The sequence below is a fragment of the Sphaerobacter thermophilus DSM 20745 genome, assembly GCF_000024985.1.
Classification (GTDB): domain Bacteria; phylum Chloroflexota; class Chloroflexia; order Thermomicrobiales; family Thermomicrobiaceae; genus Sphaerobacter; species Sphaerobacter thermophilus.
Genome location: NC_013523.1, coordinates 1,920,826 through 1,941,491 on the forward strand (window position 1 = coordinate 1,920,826; position 20,666 = coordinate 1,941,491).

The following is a 20,666-nucleotide window of genomic DNA, read 5'->3' on the forward strand; positions in this document are numbered from 1 at the left end:
TTGGGCTAATTCCCAAACCCGGGAAGACGTGGGACACTATCCGGCGTTCGATCCGGCCTGAGAGCAGGGAGGAATGGGAGCACCATGCAGACCCAGCCAACCCGCGAGACCGGGTTGCCCTTGCGCCCGGCAGCGGTCCACACCATGCGGTGGCGCTGCATCGGCCCGCACCGCGGCGGCCGTGTCGTGGCCGTGGCGGGCGACCCCAGCGACCCCGCGGTGTTCTACTTTGGCGCCTGCGCGGGCGGCGTGTGGAAGACAACCGACGGCGGGCAGTACTGGCGCAACGTCTCCGATGGCTTCTTCACCACTGCCGCGGTCGGCGCGATCGCCGTCTCGGAGTCCGACCCCAATGTGATCTACGTGGGCACCGGGGAGACCTGCATCCGCGGGAACGTCTCCCACGGCGACGGGGTCTACAAGTCGACCGACGGGGGGAAGACCTGGACGAACGTCGGGCTCCGCGACACCCGCCACATCGGCAAGATCCGCATCCACCCCCAGAACCCGGACATCGTCTACGTCGCCGCGCTCGGCCACGCCTTCGGTCCCAACGAGGAGCGGGGCGTCTTCCGCTCCACCGATGGCGGAAAGACCTGGGAGAAGGTGCTCTACCGCAGCCCAAACACCGGCGCCGTTGACCTCTCGATGGACCCGAACAACCCGCGCATCCTCTATGCGACCATGTGGCAGGCGCGCCGCACCTTCTGGAGCCTCTCCAGCGGCGGCCCCGAGTGCGGCATCTTCAAGTCCACCGACGGCGGCGACACCTGGGTCGACATCAGCCGGAACGAGGGGTTACCCAAGGGCATCCTGGGCAAGATCGGCGTGGCCGTCTCGCCGGCGCAGCCCGACCGCGTCTACGCCATCGTCGAGGCCGAGGACGGCGCCCTCTTCCGCTCCGACGACGGGGGACAGACGTGGCAGCGGCTCTCCGAGCAGCCCGGGTTGCGCTGGCGTGCCTGGTACTACATGCACATTTACGCCGACCCGCTCGACCCCGACACCGTCTGGGTGCTCAACGGCGAGTGCTGGAAGTCGATCGACGGCGGCAAGACGTTCGTCTCCGTCCCCACCCCGCACGGGGACAACCACGACCTGTGGATCGACCCCAAGAACCCGCTGCGGATGATCGAGGGGAACGACGGTGGCGCCTGCGTCACCTACAACGGGGGGCGGTCCTGGTCCACCCTCTACAACCAGCCGACGGCGCAGATGTACCACGTCACCGCCGACAACCAGATCCCCTACCGGGTTTACGGTTCGCAGCAGGACAATACCGCCATCAGCATCCCCAGCATGTCGGTGCTCGGCGCGATCACCCCGAGCGAGTGGTACGAGCCGGGCGGCGGCGAGAGCGGATACATCGCGGTCCGCCCCGACGACCCCAACATCGTCTTCGGCGGCGCCATCGGCAGCGGTGAGGGGAACGGGCGGCTGACCCGCTACGACCATCGCACCGGCCACATCCGCAACATTACCGTCTGGCCGGTAGACCAGGGCATGGGCGACGGCGCCGAGACGCTGAAGTATCGCTTCCAGTGGACCTTCCCGATCGTCATCTCGCCGCACGACCCGAACGTGCTCTATGTCTGCTCCAACGTGGTGCACCGCAGCACCGATGAGGGGATGAGCTGGGAGGTCATCAGCCCGGATCTCACCCGCAACGACAAGACGAAGCAGCAGGCCTCGGGCGGGCCGATCACCAAGGACAACACCGGTGCCGAGGTCTACGACACCATCTTCGCCTTCGTCGAGTCGCCGCACGAGCCGGGCGTCTTCTGGGTCGGGACCGACGACGGCCTGGTGCACCTCTCGCGCGACGGCGGCAAGACGTGGCAGGACATCACCCCGCCGGACCTTGAGCCATGGACCCTGGTCAGCGTGCTGGAGGTGTCCCCGCACGACCCGGCTACGGCGTACATCGCCGCGACTCGCTACAAACACGACGACTACCGGCCGTACCTCTACAAGACGAACGACTACGGGAAAACCTGGACCAAGATCGTCGACGGCATCCCCGAGGATGACTTCACCCGGGTCATCCGGGAAGACCCCAACCGGCGCGGCCTGCTCTATGCCGGGACCGAGACGGGGATCTACATCTCCTTCGACGACGGCGGCCACTGGCAGCGCTTCCAGTTGAACCTGCCGGTCTGCCCGATTCACGACCTGATGGTGAAGGGGACCGACCTGATCGCCGCGACGCACGGCCGCTCCTTCTGGATCCTGGACGACCTCACCCCGCTCCACCAGATGGCGGACGGCCTCGCGGACATGCCGGTACACCTCTTCACGCCGCGCGACACCACGCGCTTCAAGGTCTACAAGGGGTACGGCTCCGAGTCGAAAACCGAGACGAGCTACCGCATGGCCGGTCCGCTCGTCTTCGGCTATCGCAAGCGCGAGACGCCGACCGGCACAACGGTCGAGGAACTGCTCGACGCGGGCGAGAACCCGCCTAACGGCGTGATCATCACCTACTGGCTGAAGGAGCAGCCAGAGGGCGAGGTCACCCTGACCATCCTCGATGAAGCGGGCAACGAGATTCGCACCTTCTCGAGCGAGCCGCCCAAGCCGGCGCAGCTCGCCGACGGCAGCGCTCCGAGCCCGCGCGAGCGCGCCATGATCGAGGGCGGCGAGGCGCCGGGGAGCGAAGAGAAGAAGGAGCCGCGTGTCCCGAAGGATGCCGGGCTCAACCGCTTCGTCTGGGATATGCGCGTCCCGGGGCCGACGATGGTGCCCGGCGACAAGACGACCGAGGACTACCGGGACGGGCCGGTCGTGGTTCCCGGCACCTATCAGGTGCGCCTGACGGTCGGGGAAGAGAGCCAGACCGCGACCTTCCGCATCCTGAAGGACCCGCGCATCGCCGCCACGGATGAGGACCTGGCGGAGCAGTTCCAACTCCTCCTCGCCATCCGCGACAAGGTGAGCGAGGTGCACGAGGCGGTGAACACGATCCGCGACGTCCGGCGGCAGGTCGACGACTGGGCGCGCCGGGCCGGGGAGCGCGATGGTGGCAGCGCCGTCGTCGACGCGGCCAAGAGCCTGAGGGAGAAGCTCACTGCGATCGAGGAGGAGCTGATCCAGGTCAAGGGCGACGACCCGCGCCAGTTCCCGAGCAAGCTCAACTGGAAGCTGGCGGTGCTAACGGTGTTCGTCGACTCCGACGACGCTCGCCCAACCAAGCAGGCGCGCGACGCCTTCGCCGAACTCGCTGCGCAGGCCGACACCCACCTCGCAGCGCTACGTCAGGTGTTGGACACCGACCTGGCCGCGTTTGACCGCGCGGTGCGCGACGCGGGCATCCCCGCAGTCGTCCCGACGAAGCGCACCGCCCGGGCCTGACGGCCACTCCCACCTGGGTGCTGGCAGGTGCCAGCACCCAGGCTCCTCCTGCCTCTCTGTCACGATTCCCGCTGATCGCACACCACAGGAACAACTGTGTTCCCGCGGCCTCACTAGGCTGGAACCGAACGCTGGTCGAGTCGGACAGGACACGGTCTGTGACCGCTCGGCACGGCCACGACGGGCAGGTTGCGCGCCCGGCCTCCAGCCGCGGCGCGACTACGGGAACGGAGGTGTGCGATGGAGGAGCAGGTAACGGGAACGCTGGCCGACGGCCGGACCTACCGCGCAACCCCCTATGCCGTCGAGATCCTTGACGCGCAGGGCGCGGTGGTGGAAACGATTGACCTCAGTGAGGTCATGGAGTTGCGCCGCGAGGGACTCGACGTGACCTTCCGGCGCCGCAAGGGAAAGACCCTCACGCTGCGTGGCGCGACGCTGGCAGACGCCGGGCGGCTGGAAACCACGGTGCGCCCGGCCATCCCGCAGGCTCCGGCGAAGTCTGGCGGGCGCATCGGCGGGCTCTTCAAGTGGGGCTGCCTCGGAACGCTCGCGCTCGTGGCCCTCATCGTCATCAGCACCATGCTGACCGGCGGCTCGAGCGACGGTGACAGCGGCGCAGCCAGCACGGGGTCCACGACGACCGTCTCCGGCAGCGGTGCGAGTAACAGCCTGAGCACCAAGGAGGTTGGCACCAACGAAGGCGATGTCCACTTCCCGTTGGAAGTCGGTGCCGTCGGCGAGGTCCAGCAGGCGAAGGACAAGCTCCACCGCGTGACGATCGTCTCCATTACCGACAACGCGACGTCATCGAACGAGTTCGAGAAGCCCTCTAATGGCCATAAGTTCTGGGTCGTCGAGGTTCTCGTGGAGAACGCCGGCCCGGCTGAGATCTACGTGGGAAGCTGGAAGCTTCGGACCACCGCCGATTTCGAGTACGATCCCACGATCGCGGTGGGGTTCGGTGAGCCGCTCAATCTGGTGCAGAACCTCACCTCCGGGGCCAAGACGCAGGGGGTGGTGGTCTTCGAAGTGCCGGAGGATGCCCAGCCCAAGTTCCTCCGCTACGATCCCAACATCCTCGCCAAGGGCGACCTGTACTTCGATGCCCAGTGACCCTCCAGCGCGGTGACACCGAGGGGGCGGCCGAAGTGGCCGCCCCCTCGGTGGTTTCATAGCAGGAGAGAGGGCGCCCTCGCCCGTCTTCTTTCGTCAGGTGCGTCGGTTTCTTGGCGGCTCTGCGCCGAGTTGCCTGGACCGAGAGCGGGGGACGGGTGAGGACGCCCGCTCTCCTAGGTTGACCCTACGACCACGCCGTGGCTAGTGTACTTGCTTCCCCCGACGCTTCCCATGGGTACCGCTCCAGCAGCTCCCGGGCCTGCTCGATCAAGGTCGCAGGAGACTGGACCGAGACGTGGCCCCCTGTGGCACCGATGTCGACCGACAACGCCTGCGCCAGGACGGACCTTCCCCAGTCACACGGAGCGGTCGATAAAGGCGAGCGCGACGTCCGCCGGGATCGCGAAGTTGATACCCTCGATCGGCAGTCCACCCAATTCCCGAATTATCCAGGTCGCCACGCCGACAACTTCGCCAGACCCGCTGACCACCGGTCCGCCGCTGTTTCCCGGGTTCATCGCGGCGTCTGTCTGTATGTAGTCCACCTGCCCATACATGCGACGACCCGAGAGCACTCCGCGCGTAACAGTGGGATCGCCCAATAACTCATCACCGAGGGCAAAGCCGATCACGTAAAGCGGGTCACCCGCACGCAGGTCGCCGACATCGCCCCATCGCACCGGCGACATCCCACTGACTCCCTCGACTACCAGCAACGCAAGGTCGAGGGTGGGATCCGCGGCGGTTACCCACGCATCATGCATGGTTCCGTCTGGCGCGACTACCGATACGGCCTCCGCACCCTGAACCACATGCTCATTCGTGACGAAGAATGACCGGCCATCTTCCTGCCGCACGAGGAACCCGGTGCCGAGGCTCTCGTTGGCACGGACCTGTACGACGCTCGACATCACAGCACGGACAGCCTCGCCCTCAGCAGTTTGAGCCTGCGCGGCCTCCACCGGATCAGACGGGGACGGGCTGGGGGTTGAGATCGCCGTCGGAGTCACCGATGCCGAAACCGCTGTGAGTGTGTTGGTAGCTATGAGGCGCACCCCGGGGGGAAGCGAGACTTCCTGAGCGGGAGTTATCAGTGCCCGAACCGTCATAACCCCCATGACCACGGCAACGACCACGGCAGCGGCGAGTGCAACGAGCGCCGCGTATTCGGAGGGCGGTGTACGATTTGACTGGTGCGGTTTCACCACGGCAATGTCGCTATCAGTGCCTCGCGTCGCGCAAACAGTTCATCGATGCGCCCCATCAACACTAGCGCTCGGTCATTCGCGCGTTGGTAAGCAAAAGAGTTCCGAACACGAGTAGCCTCCTCCATCTCGGCGACGGTCACCAACAGATCGACGAATGCCTGATGTATCTCCTCGTCGACATCGAGGATCATTGCGAGCGTCATACCCACCGCCTCGGCGGCTTCCGCGCGGTTCTGCTGTCGCGAGCTCTCCTCACGTGCCTGACGGAGGAGTCGATCCCGCTCGGCCAAATCCTGATTCAGCTCGGCTTCCCGGCGTTCCAGATCCGCAATCCTCGCCGTAAGGGAATCACGCTCGCGCGTGAGCTCGTCACGCTCCCGCGAAAGCTGGTCGCGCTGGTTGGTCAGATCCGCAACCTGCTCTTGGAAGGACAGGTTCGCAGCCGAGAGACTGTCGATTGTGGCCTGGTGCTTGGCGATTAAGCTGTCCCGTCGGCCGATCTCCACCATCGCATAGATGCCGCCACACACCAGCGCCAAGATGAGCAAAACCGTGACCCCGAGCAACAACGGTGTTAACCGGCGTACCCCCCGGGATTCATGAGGCTCAGCCGCCGCCTGATATCCGACAATTTCCGGCCCCAGCGAATCGCGTGCATCGGTTTGCACCACGCGCAGCGAACGGGTCTCGGCCGAAGAGGCTTCCGGAATAGAATCTTCCCGATTGGCCGGGTCGACGGGACTTACCGGCAGATCAATCCTCTCGTCAGCGCCATTCCCCGTGGAATCATTCCCGGCCACGCCCGCCTGGTGTGCCGGCTCACACTTGGCATCTTTCGCAGCATCGTCTCCCATTGGGTAGCCTCCCTCCCGCTGATATCAACGATGCTGGATGTTGTTAACCACTCGTGTGCTTCGCGACAGTGCAATCCGAAGCTCATGGTCGCATAACTGATATCATACTTCTTTGCGCGGCTGAAAGGAGGTGACGAGCAAGTCTCCAACTTCGACGTTAACCCTCGAGTACCGCTCCACCAGCGCCCGGGCCTGCTCCGCAAGCCAGGTACGGAGGTGTACCGGCGCGACAACATCGCAGTCGGCGCCGTAGTGGAGCACCCAGCGCGCGAACTCCTCGGTGACGGGGACGGTCACGCGGAACTCGAGCGACCCGTCGGGGAGCCATTCACTCCGCTGCGTTGGGTGCCACTGCTCCTCCGCCACCCAGCGGCCCGCCGTCGGGGTGAAGCGCAGCACGATCTCCTCCGGCGGCTGGTCGGTGCCACGGGTCACCCCCCAGCCCGCGGTCAGGAACTCGTTCAAGTCGAACTCCGGGTCTGGGGTGAAGCGGATATCGGTCACCGTGACGTCCTCGACACGGTCAACCTTGAAGATCCGAACGGCGCAGCGCAGGTGGCACCAGCCGATCAGGTGCCACGACTGCGCGTTGGGCACCACCGCATACGGGTCCACCCGCCGCTGGGTTCGTTCCCCTGGGCGCGATGCCGGGTGGTAGACGAGATCGACGCTCTTGCGGGCAGCGATCGCGCGGGTCAGCACTTCCAGGATCCGCTCGCGGTGGCGGTTTCGTGGGACCGGCGGGACCGCAGCCCCATCGTCCTGCAACAGCGGCTGGAGCTCCCGCGGCATGATCGAGCGCAGGCGGGCGATGGCGGCAGAGAGCTCCTCGTGCGGGATGCCCGCCAGGCGGCGACCTGCCTGAGCGGCCAGGAAGATGGCGAGCGCTTCGGCGAGCGAGTACGAGACGGCGGGAAGTCGTGGCAGCGTCTTGAAGTAGTACCCCCCGCTCGGCTGCCGCTCCAGTTCAAGGCGCAGGCCGTGGCGGATGACCTGCAGATCCTTGGTGATCTGCCGCTCGCTGATCTCGTAGTGCTCGGCCAGACTGCGCCGGGTCCACTGGTTAGGCGCTGCGCTGATCTTGGAGATGATCTCCAGGATGCGGCTCGCGCGCTGCGTCTCCGGTGCGCGTGGTTCCCCGCGCGTCGTCGGGTAGCGCTTGCTCATCGGCCCTCTCCTCGCGCTCATGACTGCTTTATCGCCAGCATAACGCGAGCCTGGGAACGCAGTCATTCCCGCAACAGGGATGTTCGCACCGCCACAGGCAGTATCACCGCGTCTGTCCCATGGCACTCATCAGGGCACACTCAACACGCCCGAGCCCGAATCGCCCGGCCAGCTCGCGGTTTCACGGGCGAGATCCGATGGGATGGCGAATGAGGTGCTGGCAGTCGTCGAGTTGTTCTGGAGGGCGGCGCAGAACTGGGTGGTACCGCCCTATTCCAAGGCGCCGGAGGGCCCCACCGGACCACGCACTCTCCTTTCTTCGGCTGGCTGCCATTCTAGGATATAGTTCCAGCATGTGTCCAACATCGCATCGTGGCGGACCTCCCGCGTACCGCGCTGGTGCTCCCCTTGCCTCTGCTCGACCTGTCTCGTATCGTCGGTCCGATACCGCCCCGCTGGGGGCTCGCTCCGCCCAGGAAGGGGATAATGCTGGGAAGCGTGGGATCGACGAAGGCCAATGTGAATGACGCCAACGTGGGTCGAGGAGCCGGCGTTCGCCCATCGCTGCGGATCCTCGGCGTGCGCGTCGACGACGTGACGCTGCCTGAGGCGGTCGAATGTGTCCGGGAATGGGTGCGGGCGGGGCACGGGTCGCTGCGGCATGTGGTCACGGTCAACCCGGAGTTCATCATCGCGGCGCGGCGCGACGCGCAGTTCCGGGCGACGCTGGAGGCAGCCGAGCTGGCGACGGCAGACGGAGTCGGGGTGACCCTGGCGGCGCGGCTGCTGGGGCGGCCGCTGCGCGAGCGGGTCACCGGGGTTGATCTGGTCGAGGCGCTCGCCGCGGCAGAGGATCCGGCACTGCGTTTGTTCCTCCTCGGGGCCGGGCCGGGGATCGCTGAGCAGGCAGCGGCCGAGTTGACCCGGCGCTACCCCGGCTGTGTGATCGCCGGTACCTGGCCGGGGTCGCCGCGGGAGGAGGATGCTCCGGAGATTCTGGAGCGGCTGCGGGCGGCACGGCCGGCGGTGTTGCTCGTCGCGTTCGGCCATCCGGCGCAGGACTTGTGGATCGCGCGGCACCGGACGAACCTTGCAGCCTGTGGCATTATGGTAGCGATGGGGATCGGCGGGACACTCGACTACCTGGCCGGGGCAATCCCGCGCGCACCGGCGCTCGTCCGCCGCCTCGGATTCGAGTGGCTGTACCGGCTGATCCGGCAGCCCTGGCGTTGGCGACGGCAACTTGCCCTGCCGCTCTTCGCGGCCCTCGTGCTGCGCGAGCGGCTCCGGCGATCAGACTGACCCTGGTGGAACACGCAGCGTGACAGCAGAGATTTCGGATATCAACGAGCGCCAGTGCACCTACCACCCCAACGTCCGCACGCGCCTGCGCTGCAGCAAGTGCGGTACACCGATCTGCCCCCGTTGCGCGGTGGAGACGCCAGTCGGCTATCGCTGTCCTGACTGCGCCGCTGTGCGTGGACTGCCGACCTACCAGACGGACACGGGCGTGCTGGCCAAGAGCTTCCTCGTCGGCACCGTGGTGGCGATCGCGGTTGGCGTCCTCTGGGGCTACTTCCCCGAATGGAACTTCTATCTCTCGCTGCTGCTCGGCTTCGGCGTGGCGGAGGGGATGTCGTGGGCGGCGAACTATAAGCGTGGCCGGGACCTCCAGGTCGCCGCGATGGGGCTGGTGATCCTGGGCCTGATCGTCGCCCGGGTCGTGATCGCGCAGACCAACCCGTGGGGATACACGCTCGACGATCTGCTGAATCGGGCCATCGACAACGACGTGCAGCAGGTGTTCCAGATCCGGCTGATCCCCGACCTGCTGTTCGCCGGGCTGGCGCTGCTGATCCCGTATGTGCGGTTCCGGTGATGGGAATGGGTGAACTGGCATCGCTGCGGCCGCTACTCGCCGCGATGCGCGGGAAAAAGCTGCTCGTGGTCGGGGATCTCTACCTCGACTGCTACATCTTCGGCCTTCCGGCGCGGGTCTCGCGCGAGGCGCCGATCATGGTCCTGGAGGAGACGCGACGCGAGGAGCGGCCCGGCGGCGGGACCGCCCCGGCGCTTGTGGCTCGCGCACTCGGCGCCGAGGCGTGGCAGGCCGGCGTGATCGGCAACGACGCCGAGGGGCAGCGGCTCCGCCAGATGCTGGCGGATCAGGGGGTCGACGTCAGCGGCGTTCTCACCGATCCAACCCGCCCCACCACCACCAAGACCCGGCTGGTGGCCGAGGGGGTCTACAACGTCTTCCCACAACAGGTGGCGCGCGTCGACCGGCAGGATCGCCGCCCGATCGATCCGGCCATCGCACGCAGCCTCGCCTCCTTCGTCGAAGCCACCGCTCCCGAGGTGGACGCCATTCTCCTCTCCGACTACCGGAGCGGTGTGATCGTTCCCGAGGTGATCGCGGCCGCAGCCAGGAGTGGCCGCCTGGCGACGGTTGACTCCCAGGGGTCGCTTGCCGACTTCCGCGGACTGGGCTTGGTGAAGTGCAACCAGGCGGAGGCTGAGTCCTACCTCGGGGAGCCGCTGGGAGATCCGGAGCGGCGACGCGAGCACCTGACCGCGCTGCGCGCGCGGCTGGAGTGCGAGCGGCTGGTGGTCACGCTCGGGCCAGCCGGCGCGGCCCTGGCGGAGGCAAACGGCGCCTACCACGAGGTGCCGCCGCTCGTCCGGCGGCAGGTCTTCGACGTCACCGGCGCGGGCGACACGGTCATCGCGGTGATGTCGCTCGCCCTGGCAGCCGGGGCAGACGCTCTGGCCGCGCTGCGCCTGTCGCAGGTGGCCGCCGGGCTGGTCGTCGGGAAGTGGGGGAACGCGCAGGCGACCGCGGAGGAGATCGAGGCCGCCCTCGACGAGATGGAATCCTCCCGCGGCTGGCACGATTGATCCCCGCCGGGCGGCGGCGCATTCAATTTCCGTGGATGATGGGGACGGCCCCTCGGAATCCGAGGGGCCGGTCGTTGTGGGGAGCCTCCGGAGTGGAGGAGGGGCTCCGGAGGCCGGCAGTGGTCTACGGGGTAGGTGGGCTCTCCGGGGTATCAAGGCGCGTGGGAGTTCAGCGGATGAGTTTCCCGCGAGAGCGGCGCCAGCCGATGATCGGCCGGATCGCCGCTCTGCGGCGGCGGGCCAGCGTCCGAGCCCGATTCCGAGCGGTGACTCCCGCCGGGAACCAGACCTGCTCCGGCGCGACCCGCAGCCCGTCCGGCTGTCGCGACATGGTCCGCCCCCTTCCGATTGCCTCTGCACGGCCTTGAGCCGCGCGTGGTCCCGATCGTGTTCCCTGACGCCCCGGGTCGCCGCCGGGCATCCCCGGGCGTCATCCTCAGCATAGGTTCCGCCGATCAAGCGGCAGTCACTGACCTATGTGCTGACGGTTAACCCGCAGTTAACGCTGTGTATTCCGCGTGGCCCGCTGCGAGTTCGTCCCTCACCCCCCTCGCCACTACGGACGTGCTACGATTCCTCAGCGCCTGGCTCGGCGGTGAGCCGGGGCCAAGACCAGGGGAGCGATGGGACAGATCATCCCGTTCGAAGAAGTGGGTCGGCTCGGAGAACGGCTGCGGGCGGAGGGGAAGCGCGTCGTCTTCACCAACGGGCACTTCGACCTCCTCCACGTCGGCCATCTCCGCTACCTGCAGGCCGCCCGTGCCCTCGGCGACACGCTCATCGTCGGGGTGAACGACGACGCGGTCACCCGACTGCGCAAGGGACCGGGCCGCCCGATCGTCCCTGAGGAGGAGCGGGCCGAGCTGGTCGCCGGGCTCGCCTGCGTCGACTACGTGGTCATCTTCCACGAGGAGACCGCCGAAGCGGCGGTCGCGCGACTCCGGCCCGATATCTATGTCAAGGGTGGAGACTACGCGATCGACGAGGCGGAAGAGCGGGCCGGGAAGCAGCCCCTGCCGGAGGCCGCCGTCGTGCGCGGGTACGGCGGTGAGGTCCGCACAGTGCCCCTCGTGCCGGGCCGCTCCACCACCGATATCGTGCGGCGCATCCGCGAGATGTCCGACGCCCGGGAGCCATAGCCGTGGTGAGCGCGGAGGAGCAGGTCGCGGCGGGATCGTCGGATCGCCAGCGCATCGCCAAAGCCGCCGCGATCATCATGGTCGGCACCGTCCTGAGCCGGATCCTCGGCCTCGTCCGAGAGCAGGTGACCTCCTACCTCTGGGGTACCACCGACCAGGTCGCGGCCTTCACCCTCGCCGACAACATCCACACCATCCTGTTCGATCTGGTCATCAGCGGCATGATGCAGGCCGCGCTCGTGCCGGTGCTGAGCGCCTACGCCGCGCCGGAGCACCGCGAGGAACTGCGCCGGATCGTCGGTGCCCTCCTCGTGCTGGCGATGATCGTCATCGGCGCGATCGTCGCGGTCATGATGCTGTTCGCCCCGCAACTGGTGTGGCTGATGACCGCCCTCGGGGGCGACACGCAGGTGCACAGCCCGGACACGATCCCGCTCACCATCGAACTGGTGCGCATCATCCTGCCGGCGGTGCTGCTGCTGTCGATCTCGACGATCCTGATGTCCACGCTCTACGCGCTCCAGCGCTTCACGCGGCCGGCGTTGTCGCTCGCCGTGCGCAACGCGGCCATCGTCGCCGCCGCGCTGGCGCTGGGGAGGACTGCCTTCGAGATCCGCAGCCTGGCGGTCGGGATCGTCGTCGGCGCTCTGCTGCTGATCGCGATTCAGCTTCCGGGTCTGCGCGACGCGATGCCGCGGCCCAACTTCGGCTTCCGCCACCCGGCCATCCGGCGCATCCTGCTCCTCTACCTGCCCATCTTCGTGGGGCTGATCAGCAACACGATCGCGCTGGTGATCGACCGCAACCTGGCGTTCAACGTCGACGCCCATGCCCTCGGCGCCATGCGTTACGCCACCGCGCTCAACCAGATGATCCTCGGCATCGTCGCGGCGGCGACCTCGCTCGCCGCCTTGCCGACCCTCTCCCGCCACTTCAGCAGCGGTGATGAGGCCGCCTACCAGCGGACCCTCTCCAACGGCCTGAAGATGGTGACGGTGATGGTGGTGCCCGCCACCTTCGGTATGGCCGCAATTGCGTGGCCGGCGGTGGATCTGCTCTTCTTCCACGGCGCCACCGACCTCGAAGGCGCGCGGGCGATCCTGACCGCGCTGCTCTGCTACCTGCCAGGCACCTTCTTCGCCGCGTTCGATCAGGTACTGATCTTCGGCTACTACGCGCGCCAGAACACGCGCACCCCGGTGATCGTCGGCGTGCTGGCGGTTGGCGTCTTCCTGCTGACCGCCTTCTCCCTCGTCGGCCCGCTCGGGATGGCGGGGCTGGTACTTGCCAACTCCGCCCAGTTCATGTTCCATGCGATCGTCATGTGGCTGATCATGCGGCGGGCGCTCGGCCAGGTGGGCGACGCGACGGTCGGGCGAACGCTCCGGGTCTGCGTCGCGGTTGGCGCGCTGATGGCGGTCGCGGTGTTCCTCCTGGCGCAGGCGCTCCAGGCGGTGCCGCTGGGGACTGCACCGGGGACGGCGCTCGATCTGGCGCGGCGGGCCGTTGCAGTCGCCATCCCGATTGCTGTCGGAGCGGCGATCTACGCCGGCGGATTGCACTTGCTCGGGGTCGACGAGATACGCCAGATCTGGCGCGGCGTCATGCGCCGCCTTGGCCGCGCCGCGGCGTAGCGGGCGGGCCCCAGCTTCGGCTCCTGGGAAGGGTGGACCGGTGATCGATATCTGGTCGGTAATCCGCTGGGCACACCTGCTGGCCGCCATTGCCTGGATCGGCGGCATGCTCTTCATCCTGATCGTGCTGCTGCCGGTGATGCGCCGCTCCATGCCGCCCGCCGAGCGGACGGTGCTCGTCGCACAGGTCGGCGAGCGCTACGGAGTCCTGTCCTGGGTCGCGCTCAGCATCCTGGTCATCACCGGCGTCTTAAACGGTGAGCGGCGTGGGGTCGCGTGGCTCCAGCTACTGGACGGCGAGTACGGGCGCACGCTCGCGCTCAAGTTGCTGCTGGTCGCCATCGTCATCCCGATCACGCTGGTCCACGCGTTCTACTACGGGCGCCGCATCACCCGGCTCGCGGAGCAGGCTAAGGAATACGGCGACGACCCTGCCCTGGCGGCAGAGCGCCGACGCCTGCAGCGCATGTCCGGGATGCTCTCAGCGGCCAACCTGCTGCTGAACCTCGTGATCGTCCTCCTCGCTGCGGCGCTGGTCTCCTGACACAGCGGTGGCGCATGGTAGGGCTTCGATGACCCCAAGCCAGCGGCGATAGCGCCCAGGCTAAGACTGCACCGCCGCCGGCTCCTCAGTCACACCCGGGCCCCAGCCGATCGTGAGCAGAAAGGCGCCATCGTCCAGCGCGCGGACGGCATGGGGCACACGCGTGTCGATCGCAATCAGATCACCCGCAGGGAGCGCGTGCTCCGCATCGCCGACCGTGACCAGGAACCGCCCGCGGAGGGCGTGGATGGTGATCGGTCCCGGTGCCGTGTGCTCGTCTAGCGCCGCGCCGCTCAGCATCGTCACCAGCACGACGCGCAGCCTGTCGGTCTTGACGAGCGTCTCCGCCCGCCGCCCGCTGGCGCCGGGACCGGGCGTCAGACGGTCGATCTCACCGGCCAGTTCGAAGTGCCCGAGGATCTCCTGCGCTGCCATCGTCCATGGCCTCCTCTCTTGTGCGGGCACGAGGCCCGTCGGGGCGGCGCCCGCGATCGGACGGCGATGCCCCGCGAACCAGTCGATCATAACGGGTGATGCCGTGGCGCGCACCCGCGGCCATGGCGCGGTTACTGGAAGCGACCCGCGGACACGATCAGGCGAGGCGTCCCGCGAGGATGGGTTGGCTCGTGGGATGAGGGCTGCCGTCAGCCGGCTCGACGGTCACGCGCAACGTCTCGTACGAGCCGAGCGGCTGGTCCGGCCAGATAGTGAGGAACCCGCGACCGCGCTGATCGACGGTGAACGTGCCGCCGCTGACCCAGCGATCGCCGCGGGCGAACCAGAGTTGATAGACCTGCCCCGGCGCGAGCGGCGGCAAGCCCTGCACGATGAGCCAGGCGAGTCGCCCATCCGGGACGGCACAGAGCGTGCCTTGCGCCGAGGCTCCCGGCGTCGACGCCACCAGGTCGTACCAGGTCAGCGGGCCGCTTCTGGCCCGCGCAGACCGTGGTGGCTCGGCCGCGTCCCGGGCGTCGGCCAGGCGCTGCCACAGGACGAGGTTGCTGCCGGTGAGGACGAGGATGAGCAGCACTGCCGCGGCAAGCCATCGGCGCGCCGGTGCGGCGAGCGGCCACGGGGTAGGCCGAAGCGCGCCCAGAACGCGGCGGCGCAGGCACGGCGGCGGAGACCGGTCGGGAACGGACAGCGCCAGCCAGTCGACGGTACGCGCGTAGTCCGCCTGCTCATGGCGGCAGCGTCGGCAGGTCGACAGGTGGCGTTCGACGGCCTCCGCCTCTCCCGGGTCCAGCGCATCGAGCGCGGCCAGCGGCAAGAGGAGGCGGATCGGCTCGCACTCCGCCACGCGTTCCGGGTTGTCCGGGTCTCGCGCGTCGCGTCTGTCCACATGCCCGTCCCGTTGGGGTACACCGAGTGAGGGGCACCCCGCGCCGTGCCCCTCGGGAATACGCGGCGCCGTACGGCGCGGATTGTGCCCGCGGGGACAGGCTCAGATGGCGCGGGCCACGAGGATGCCGAGGAGCACGGCCAGGAGCCCGCCGAGGACGCTGACGACGACGTTCAGCACGGCGTGCCAATGGCCCCCGCCGGCGAAGAGGCGGGCCGTCTCCCAGGAGAAGGTGGAGAACGTCGTGTAGGCGCCCATGAACCCAGTCGTGGTGAGCAGGCGCACCTCTCCCGGGAGCGCGACCCGCTCAGCAGCGAGCGTGAGGACGAGCCCCAGCAGGAACGAGCCGGAGAGGTTCACCACCAGCGTGCCGTAGGGGAAGTGCGTACCCCAGCGCGCAGCGGCCCATTCACTGACGCCAAACCGCGCCACGGCGCCGAACGCCCCGCCCAAGGCCACCCAGAGGAACTGCATCATCTGCCCTCCCCGGCTCGCGGCGTCAGGCTCGCCTGCCGCGCGGTCGCTAGGCCGGGTACACCGCCAGCGCCATGCCGTCGAAGTAGCCCCAGGAGCGCAGGAAATCGTCCCAGGAGAAGCTGCGGTACGCCCCGTCTCCAGGGTCGGCGACGTACACGCGCTCAGCATCGTATCCGTAGACGACGACGGTGTGCTCCTCCGGCACGAGGACGAACCGCTCCTCGTCGTGCCACGCGTAGCCGCGCTGCTGGACCGACGTTCGGTTTGTGATCCAGGCGATGACCGGCCGCCCCTGGTCGATCTGCTGCCGCAGCAGGTCGGCATCGCCCTGGGCGTAGAACACCTCGCCGACGAACCCGTAGCGCTGGAGGATCTCCGCCAGCGGCTCGGCGTAGACCCCGTAGTCGCGCGTGCCGCCAAAGGCACCGGAGATATTGCCCCGGAACCCGCGGTGCGGGTTAGGGTGAGAGGGCAGGTTCTCGATGAACACCCACTCCGAGACCGGGCTGCCCCAGTAGGCGGTCGTGATGCTGGCCGCGGCCGCCTCGGAGCTGAGGGGCAGCGACTGCCGTGTCACCGGCATGTTCTGGAGCAGCACCCCGTCGTCCTGAGCTACTGGCGCCGCCACCTCCGACGCCTCCGCGTCGGCGGCGGGGATCTGGAGCAGCGAGCCGGCGAGGAGTTGATTCGGGTCCGCGATCGCGTTGGCGTGCGCGATCAACTCGACGGTCGTCCCGTACGCTTTCGCGATCTCACCCAGCGTCTCCCCGGAAACGACCAGGTGCAGCGACGGAACCGTGGACCTCGTTTCCGACGCGACCGGCTTTGATTCGGTCGACTCCGGTGCCGTCGGTCCTACCGCCGTCGATTCCGGCGTGTCTGCCTCCGCTCCCGTCTCCCCTGACACGGTCGGCTCAGAAACCTCAGGATCGGCCGGCGGGATAAGCAGGACCGCCCCGACCGTGATCAAGTCCGGATTCGCGATGCCGTTGGCCGCCACGATGGCATCCACCGTAACGCCGAACTGCTGGGCGATGGCGGAGAGGGTGTCCCCCTCCTGGACCTCGTAGCGCGCGACCGCCGCATCCGGGTCGAGCGTCGTGTCGGGCTCGATCGTCAGCGTCGTGCCCGCGAGGATGAAGTCCGGGTCGGGAATGCCGTTGATCGTCGCCAGTTGGGGAACCGTGGTGCCGTACTGGAGGGCAATTTCGGACAGCGTGTCGCCCGGCTGCACGTCGTGGGTAATGGCCGCACCCACGCCCTGCGCGCCCGCAAGCAGCGCACCGGCGACCAGGGCGGAAGCCGCCCCACCCTTCTGCCACCGGGACGATCGGCGCTGTGCCCGCCGCTGGCGACCGAAGTGGTGGACACCCGGAGCGGGGCGCGCGCCCCGCGTCTCGACCGTCGTGCCCTCACCCCGGCTGCGGATGCGCGCGGCGTAGAGGGACACGAGGTCACGCTCTTCCTCGAGCGGCTCGTTCGCCATGCTGACCTTCTCCGTTCCCTGCCGGGCTGGTTGACCGTACGCCATGTACGTACACCTGCCACGAGTGTAGCAGTGAACCAGCCCCCGGACAAGACCAGCGATGACTTTGAGGCACAGAAATCATGGTCCGGTTGGTGCCATGTCGAGCGCGCACACGCGGCACGGAGCATTGCCCAGCCCCGAAAATAAACTCCCCTCTCCCAACGTTGGGAGAGGGGCTGGGAGTGAGGGCCACTTTCCGAAGCCTGGCTACCCGCGCGTCAGCACCTCGACACCCTGGGCGCCGGCGACGATGACCTCGTGGGCGATTCCAATGAAGAGTCCGTGCTCGATCACCCCGGTGATCGTCTTGATCTCGTTCGCGAGCGCGGCCGGGTTGGCAATCGGGCCGAAGTCGACATCGAGGATGTAGTTCCCGTTGTCGGTCACGAAGGGCTCGCCCTCGGGCGGAACCGACCGCAGCGCCACCCGCCCCCCGAGCGCTTCCAGCGCCTGGGCGGGAACACGCCAGCCGAAGGGAACAACCTCTACCGGCACCGCGAAGCGGCTGCCGAGCCGCTCGACCAGCTTCGTGTCGTCGACGACGATCACCTCGCGCTCCGACGCCACCGCCACCAGCTTCTCGCGCAGCAGCGCGCCGCCGTGGCCCTTGAGTACGTCCAAGGTGCCGACCGCGACCTCGTCGGCTCCGTCGATGGTGACGTCGATGCGGGTGGCGTCTTGCAGATCGATCAGCGGGATACCCAGTGAGCGGGCGAGGCGCTCCGAGCGCAGCGACGTGGGCACCCCCACGATACGCAGACCCTCTTTCACCCGCTCCGCCAGCGCCTGAATCACGCACTCGGCGGTGGAACCGGTGCCCAGACCCACCACCGCACCGTCCTGCACGGCAGACGCGGCGCGCTCGGCCGCCGCCCGCTTGCGCCGCGTCTGCTCATCCCCCTCCGGCGGCACTCCGTTGTCCTCTCCTCGCCCGGCCACAGGATGCGCGCGGGTGTGAGGCGCCCGCGCAGTACCGGGATGGCTTACGCCTTACTCACCCCGCACGATGCGGGTGGCCTCCTCAACAATCCGATCCGCTGTCAGGCCGTACTCACGGAGCAGCTCGGCGCCCGTCCCAGATTGGGCATAGGTGTCACCCAGGTCCACAAAGCCCATACGGCAGGGATGCAACCGCGCGACCGCCATGGCCACGACGCTGCCCAGCCCGCCGTGGTGCAGGTGCTCCTCGGCGACCACGATCCCACCGGTCTCGCGCGCGGCGGCCGCGACCGCAGCCTCGTCCAGCGGCTTGACCGTGTGCATATCGAGCACACGCGCCTCGATCCCCTGCCCGGCCAGGCGCGCGGCTGCGTCGAGCGCCGCCGCAACCATGAGCCCGTTCGCGATGATGGTCACATCGCTGCCGTCGCGCACCGTGATGGCCTTACCGATCTCGATCTGAACGCTCTCATCGTAGACCACGGGGACGTTCGGCCGCCCGACACGGAGGTAGGTGGGGCCCTCATAGGCGATCATCGCGCGGGTCGCGGCTCGTGCGGCGTGCTCGTCGGCCGGCACCAGCACCACCACGCCCGGTAGGGCGCAGGCGAGCGCCACGTCCTCGATCGCCATCTGTGACGGTCCGTCCTCACCGATGCTGATTCCGGCGTGGCTGCCGACCAGCTTGACGTTCAGGTGTGGGTAGGCCACAGCCATGCGGATCTGGTCGTAGGCATTGCAGAGCAGGAAGGCCGCGAAGCTGGCCGCCACCGGGATCTTGCCGCTGGCAGCGAGCCCGGAGGCCACACCGACCAGGTTCGACTCCGCGATGCCGACGTCGAAGAAGCGATCGGGGAACTCCTTGCCGAACCACTCCGTGCGGGTGGAGTTGGCCACGTCACCGTCGACCACCACCACCGCCGGGTTCTCCCGGCCGATGTCGCGCAGCGCCTCGCCGAAGGCGTCACGCGTGGCCTTCCCCATCTTCAAGCCGACCTCGGTGCCCAGGTTCATCCCAGCTCCTCCAATGCCTCCGCCAGCTTGTCCTTCGGGAGGGCCCGCCCATGCCAGGTGAAGTCCTCTTCGAAGACCTTGAGCCCCTTGCCTTTGACGGTGTGGGCGATGATCACCACCGGGCCGCTCTTCTCGTCCCGCGCCGCGATCAACGCATCGCGGACCTGCCCGAGGTCGTGCCCGTCGATCTCCAGGACCTTCCAACCGAAGGCCGCCCACTTGTCATCGTACAGCGCCGGGTCGGTGACCTGAGACACCGCGCTCGTCTGCTGGTAACCGTTGTTGTCGACGATGGCGATCAGGTTGTTGACCTTCTGGTGCGCCGCGGCCATGGCCGCCTCCCAGACCTGGCCCTCCTGGATCTCGCCGTCGCCGAGCATCACGTAGACCTGGTAGTCGCGGCCGTCCAGGCGCGCCGCCAGGGCGTGCCCGAGGCCGATCGACAGCCCCTGCCCCAGGCTGCCAGTGGACGCCTCGACACCCGGGAGTCGCCGCATGTTGGGGTGTCCTTCGAGCGGACTGCCCAGCCGCCGGAGCGTCTTGAGTTCGTCCTTCGGGAAGTACCCCGCCTCGGCCAGCACCGCATACAGGATCGGCGCGGCGTGCCCTTTGGAGAGGATGAAACGGTCGCGGTCGGGCCAGTCCGGCTGCTGCGGGTTGTAGCGCAGGATGCCGCCGAAGTAGAGCTGCGTCAGGATCTCGACAGCCGAAAAGGAACTGCTCGGGTGGCCCGATCCCGCCTCGCTCGTCATGATGAGCACTTCGCGACGCAGCCGGCGAGCCAGATCCCGCAGTTCGTCCAGGTTGGCCGCCGCGGGCTGTGCCTGCGCGCTCGCGTGCTGGTCACCCATCGAAAGAACCTCCTTTAGTCGACCTCGTCACGGTCCCTCGTCAATCCTTGCACAAGCCGGACCGCGAGGCGCCGGCCGCCCGGCTAGCGGGTGGCCGCCGGGGATCATCGCCTTTTCGGCGCTTTGGTGCAAGGGTCCACAGAGCGCGGGTTTCCGCATCCGAACCGGTGCGCCGAACCAAGGGCCCTCAGACGTGAGACTCACCACCGCCCTTGGTGCGAATGCTCTCGCCCGCCCGGGGAAGGTGGTGTATCCTTTCATTCCATTGTGACATTCAGGGCACGTTCTATTCTACCAAGGGATTGACATGACCGAGATCATCGCCACAGTGTCGAGTAAGGGTCAGATCACGATCCCAGCCGCGGTCCGTCGTCCCCTCGGTGTCGCCCCTGGCGGCAAAGTCGTCTTCGCGATCAGCGACGAAGGTATCGTCACCATGCGGCGGGCAGCATACCCGAGTATGCGAGCCTCCGAGGAGCAGCCGGGACGCTGCGTGGGCCGCTGGCCTGGAGCCACGTGCGTCGTATCGCCCGTGAGGACGCGCTTTCCGAGAGTCACCCAGACGCACGATGAGCGCCCCGCCCGTCGATTCCGACCTTAA

At 68.0% G+C, this 20,666-nt stretch carries 20 protein-coding genes; 9 read left to right on the forward strand and 11 right to left on the reverse strand.

Annotation, left to right across the window (positions count from 1 at the left end; genetic code table 11):
* The first annotated feature begins 84 nt into the window (after positions 1 to 84).
* Together STHE_RS08825 and STHE_RS08830 are read left to right on the forward strand one after the other, a co-directional pair.
* Positions 85 to 3,351 (forward strand): WD40/YVTN/BNR-like repeat-containing protein, encoded by a 3,267-nt coding sequence (locus STHE_RS08825; protein ID WP_012872222.1) that lies wholly within the window; start codon positions 85 to 87, stop codon positions 3,349 to 3,351.
* A gap of 240 nt (positions 3,352 to 3,591) precedes the next feature.
* A complete protein-coding gene (locus STHE_RS08830) occupies positions 3,592 to 4,467 on the forward strand; it encodes a DUF4352 domain-containing protein (protein WP_012872223.1) in 876 nt (291 codons plus the stop codon).
* A 359-nt stretch (positions 4,468 to 4,826) separates the two neighbouring features.
* Here STHE_RS08830 and STHE_RS08835 read toward each other — a convergent pair whose 3' ends face one another.
* The 3 genes from STHE_RS08835 to STHE_RS08845 form a co-directional block, all read right to left on the reverse strand.
* On the reverse strand, positions 4,827 to 5,381 hold the full coding sequence (locus STHE_RS08835; RefSeq protein ID WP_245534905.1) for a S1C family serine protease: 555 nt from the start codon (positions 5,379 to 5,381) through the stop codon (positions 4,827 to 4,829).
* Between the two features lie 290 nt (positions 5,382 to 5,671).
* Positions 5,672 to 6,532: a hypothetical protein gene (locus STHE_RS08840; RefSeq protein WP_012872225.1), complete on the reverse strand. Its 861-nt coding sequence runs from the start codon at positions 6,530 to 6,532 to the stop codon at positions 5,672 to 5,674.
* A gap of 102 nt (positions 6,533 to 6,634) precedes the next feature.
* Positions 6,635 to 7,699 carry a helix-turn-helix transcriptional regulator gene (locus tag STHE_RS08845; protein ID WP_012872226.1) on the reverse strand — a complete coding sequence of 355 codons (1,065 nt, stop codon included), beginning with the start codon at positions 7,697 to 7,699 and terminating at the stop codon, positions 6,635 to 6,637.
* 486 nt (positions 7,700 to 8,185) lie between these two features.
* Here STHE_RS08845 and STHE_RS08850 point away from each other — a divergent pair, with 486 nt between their 5' ends.
* The 3 genes from STHE_RS08850 to STHE_RS08860 are packed head-to-tail and all read left to right on the forward strand — an operon-like array spanning position 8,186 to position 10,597.
* On the forward strand, positions 8,186 to 9,001 hold the full coding sequence (locus STHE_RS08850) for a WecB/TagA/CpsF family glycosyltransferase (protein WP_012872227.1): 816 nt from the start codon (positions 8,186 to 8,188) through the stop codon (positions 8,999 to 9,001).
* A 19-nt stretch (positions 9,002 to 9,020) separates the two neighbouring features.
* Positions 9,021 to 9,578, forward strand: a complete 558-nt coding sequence (locus STHE_RS08855) for a B-box zinc finger protein (RefSeq protein ID WP_012872228.1) — start codon at positions 9,021 to 9,023, stop codon at positions 9,576 to 9,578.
* Between the two features lie 5 nt (positions 9,579 to 9,583).
* The gene (locus STHE_RS08860) at positions 9,584 to 10,597 is read left to right on the forward strand and encodes a bifunctional heptose 7-phosphate kinase/heptose 1-phosphate adenyltransferase (RefSeq protein ID WP_041398957.1); all 1,014 of its coding nucleotides are present in this window, start codon (positions 9,584 to 9,586) and stop codon (positions 10,595 to 10,597) included.
* A 169-nt stretch (positions 10,598 to 10,766) separates the two neighbouring features.
* On the opposite strand, the gene STHE_RS18990 is transcribed toward STHE_RS08860, so the two are convergent.
* Entirely contained in the window at positions 10,767 to 10,928 is a 162-nt protein-coding gene (locus STHE_RS18990) for a hypothetical protein (RefSeq protein WP_012872230.1), read from the reverse strand.
* Between the two features lie 292 nt (positions 10,929 to 11,220).
* Here STHE_RS18990 and STHE_RS08865 point away from each other — a divergent pair, with 292 nt between their 5' ends.
* From STHE_RS08865 to STHE_RS08875, 3 genes are read left to right on the forward strand one after another with little or no spacing between them, the layout of a single operon-like run.
* Positions 11,221 to 11,736 (forward strand): adenylyltransferase/cytidyltransferase family protein, encoded by a 516-nt coding sequence (locus tag STHE_RS08865; RefSeq protein ID WP_012872231.1) that lies wholly within the window; start codon positions 11,221 to 11,223, stop codon positions 11,734 to 11,736.
* A gap of 2 nt (positions 11,737 to 11,738) precedes the next feature.
* Positions 11,739 to 13,370: a murein biosynthesis integral membrane protein MurJ gene (gene murJ / locus STHE_RS08870; RefSeq protein WP_012872232.1), complete on the forward strand. Its 1,632-nt coding sequence runs from the start codon at positions 11,739 to 11,741 to the stop codon at positions 13,368 to 13,370.
* A gap of 40 nt (positions 13,371 to 13,410) precedes the next feature.
* Complete coding sequence (locus STHE_RS08875; RefSeq protein WP_012872233.1) at positions 13,411 to 13,914, forward strand: DUF4149 domain-containing protein; 504 nt, start codon at positions 13,411 to 13,413, stop codon at positions 13,912 to 13,914.
* A 60-nt stretch (positions 13,915 to 13,974) separates the two neighbouring features.
* On the opposite strand, the gene STHE_RS08880 is transcribed toward STHE_RS08875, so the two are convergent.
* From STHE_RS08880 to STHE_RS08910, 7 genes are all read right to left on the reverse strand, one after another.
* Positions 13,975 to 14,349 carry a cupin domain-containing protein gene (locus tag STHE_RS08880; protein ID WP_012872234.1) on the reverse strand — a complete coding sequence of 125 codons (375 nt, stop codon included), beginning with the start codon at positions 14,347 to 14,349 and terminating at the stop codon, positions 13,975 to 13,977.
* Positions 14,350 to 14,506: 157 nt separating this feature from the next.
* Positions 14,507 to 15,256 (reverse strand): anti-sigma factor, encoded by a 750-nt coding sequence (locus tag STHE_RS08885; protein ID WP_012872235.1) that lies wholly within the window; start codon positions 15,254 to 15,256, stop codon positions 14,507 to 14,509.
* A gap of 102 nt (positions 15,257 to 15,358) precedes the next feature.
* Positions 15,359 to 15,733, reverse strand: a complete 375-nt coding sequence (crcB, locus tag STHE_RS08890; protein WP_012872236.1) for a fluoride efflux transporter CrcB — start codon at positions 15,731 to 15,733, stop codon at positions 15,359 to 15,361.
* A gap of 46 nt (positions 15,734 to 15,779) precedes the next feature.
* Entirely contained in the window at positions 15,780 to 17,219 is a 1,440-nt protein-coding gene (locus STHE_RS17965) for a LysM peptidoglycan-binding domain-containing protein (RefSeq protein ID WP_012872237.1), read from the reverse strand.
* Positions 17,220 to 17,468: 249 nt separating this feature from the next.
* On the reverse strand, positions 17,469 to 18,173 hold the full coding sequence (gene rpiA / locus STHE_RS08900) for a ribose-5-phosphate isomerase RpiA (protein ID WP_012872238.1): 705 nt from the start codon (positions 18,171 to 18,173) through the stop codon (positions 17,469 to 17,471).
* A gap of 78 nt (positions 18,174 to 18,251) precedes the next feature.
* Complete coding sequence (locus tag STHE_RS08905; RefSeq protein ID WP_012872239.1) at positions 18,252 to 19,214, reverse strand: transketolase family protein; 963 nt, start codon at positions 19,212 to 19,214, stop codon at positions 18,252 to 18,254.
* Positions 19,211 to 20,065: a transketolase gene (locus STHE_RS08910; RefSeq protein WP_012872240.1), complete on the reverse strand. Its 855-nt coding sequence runs from the start codon at positions 20,063 to 20,065 to the stop codon at positions 19,211 to 19,213. The genes STHE_RS08905 and STHE_RS08910 overlap by 4 nt, the downstream gene beginning before the upstream one ends.
* A gap of 307 nt (positions 20,066 to 20,372) precedes the next feature.
* Here STHE_RS08910 and STHE_RS19655 point away from each other — a divergent pair, with 307 nt between their 5' ends.
* Positions 20,373 to 20,666, forward strand: a complete 294-nt coding sequence (locus tag STHE_RS19655; RefSeq protein WP_012872241.1) for an AbrB/MazE/SpoVT family DNA-binding domain-containing protein — start codon at positions 20,373 to 20,375, stop codon at positions 20,664 to 20,666.

Excerpts from the sequence above, each read along its gene's own strand:
- STHE_RS08910 (WP_012872240.1), bottom strand. The coding sequence starts at position 20,065 with ATGGGTGACCAGCACGCGAGCGCGCAGGCACAGCCCGCGGCGGCCAAC.
- STHE_RS08840 (WP_012872225.1), bottom strand. The coding sequence starts at position 6,532 with ATGGGAGACGATGCTGCGAAAGATGCCAAGTGTGAGCCGGCACACCAG.
- STHE_RS17965 (WP_012872237.1), bottom strand. The coding sequence starts at position 17,219 with ATGGCGAACGAGCCGCTCGAGGAAGAGCGTGACCTCGTGTCCCTCTAC.
- STHE_RS08825 (WP_012872222.1), top strand. The coding sequence starts at position 85 with ATGCAGACCCAGCCAACCCGCGAGACCGGGTTGCCCTTGCGCCCGGCA.
- crcB (WP_012872236.1), bottom strand. The coding sequence starts at position 15,733 with ATGATGCAGTTCCTCTGGGTGGCCTTGGGCGGGGCGTTCGGCGCCGTG.
- STHE_RS19655 (WP_012872241.1), top strand. The coding sequence starts at position 20,373 with ATGACCGAGATCATCGCCACAGTGTCGAGTAAGGGTCAGATCACGATC.
- STHE_RS08905 (WP_012872239.1), bottom strand. The coding sequence starts at position 19,214 with ATGAACCTGGGCACCGAGGTCGGCTTGAAGATGGGGAAGGCCACGCGT.
- STHE_RS08835 (WP_245534905.1), bottom strand. The coding sequence starts at position 5,381 with ATGTCGAGCGTCGTACAGGTCCGTGCCAACGAGAGCCTCGGCACCGGG.
- STHE_RS08830 (WP_012872223.1), top strand. The coding sequence starts at position 3,592 with ATGGAGGAGCAGGTAACGGGAACGCTGGCCGACGGCCGGACCTACCGC.
- STHE_RS08845 (WP_012872226.1), bottom strand. The coding sequence starts at position 7,699 with ATGAGCAAGCGCTACCCGACGACGCGCGGGGAACCACGCGCACCGGAG.
- STHE_RS08880 (WP_012872234.1), bottom strand. The coding sequence starts at position 14,349 with ATGGCAGCGCAGGAGATCCTCGGGCACTTCGAACTGGCCGGTGAGATC.
- STHE_RS08865 (WP_012872231.1), top strand. The coding sequence starts at position 11,221 with ATGGGACAGATCATCCCGTTCGAAGAAGTGGGTCGGCTCGGAGAACGG.
- STHE_RS18990 (WP_012872230.1), bottom strand. The coding sequence starts at position 10,928 with ATGTCGCGACAGCCGGACGGGCTGCGGGTCGCGCCGGAGCAGGTCTGG.
- STHE_RS08850 (WP_012872227.1), top strand. The coding sequence starts at position 8,186 with ATGCTGGGAAGCGTGGGATCGACGAAGGCCAATGTGAATGACGCCAAC.
- STHE_RS08860 (WP_041398957.1), top strand. The coding sequence starts at position 9,584 with ATGGGTGAACTGGCATCGCTGCGGCCGCTACTCGCCGCGATGCGCGGG.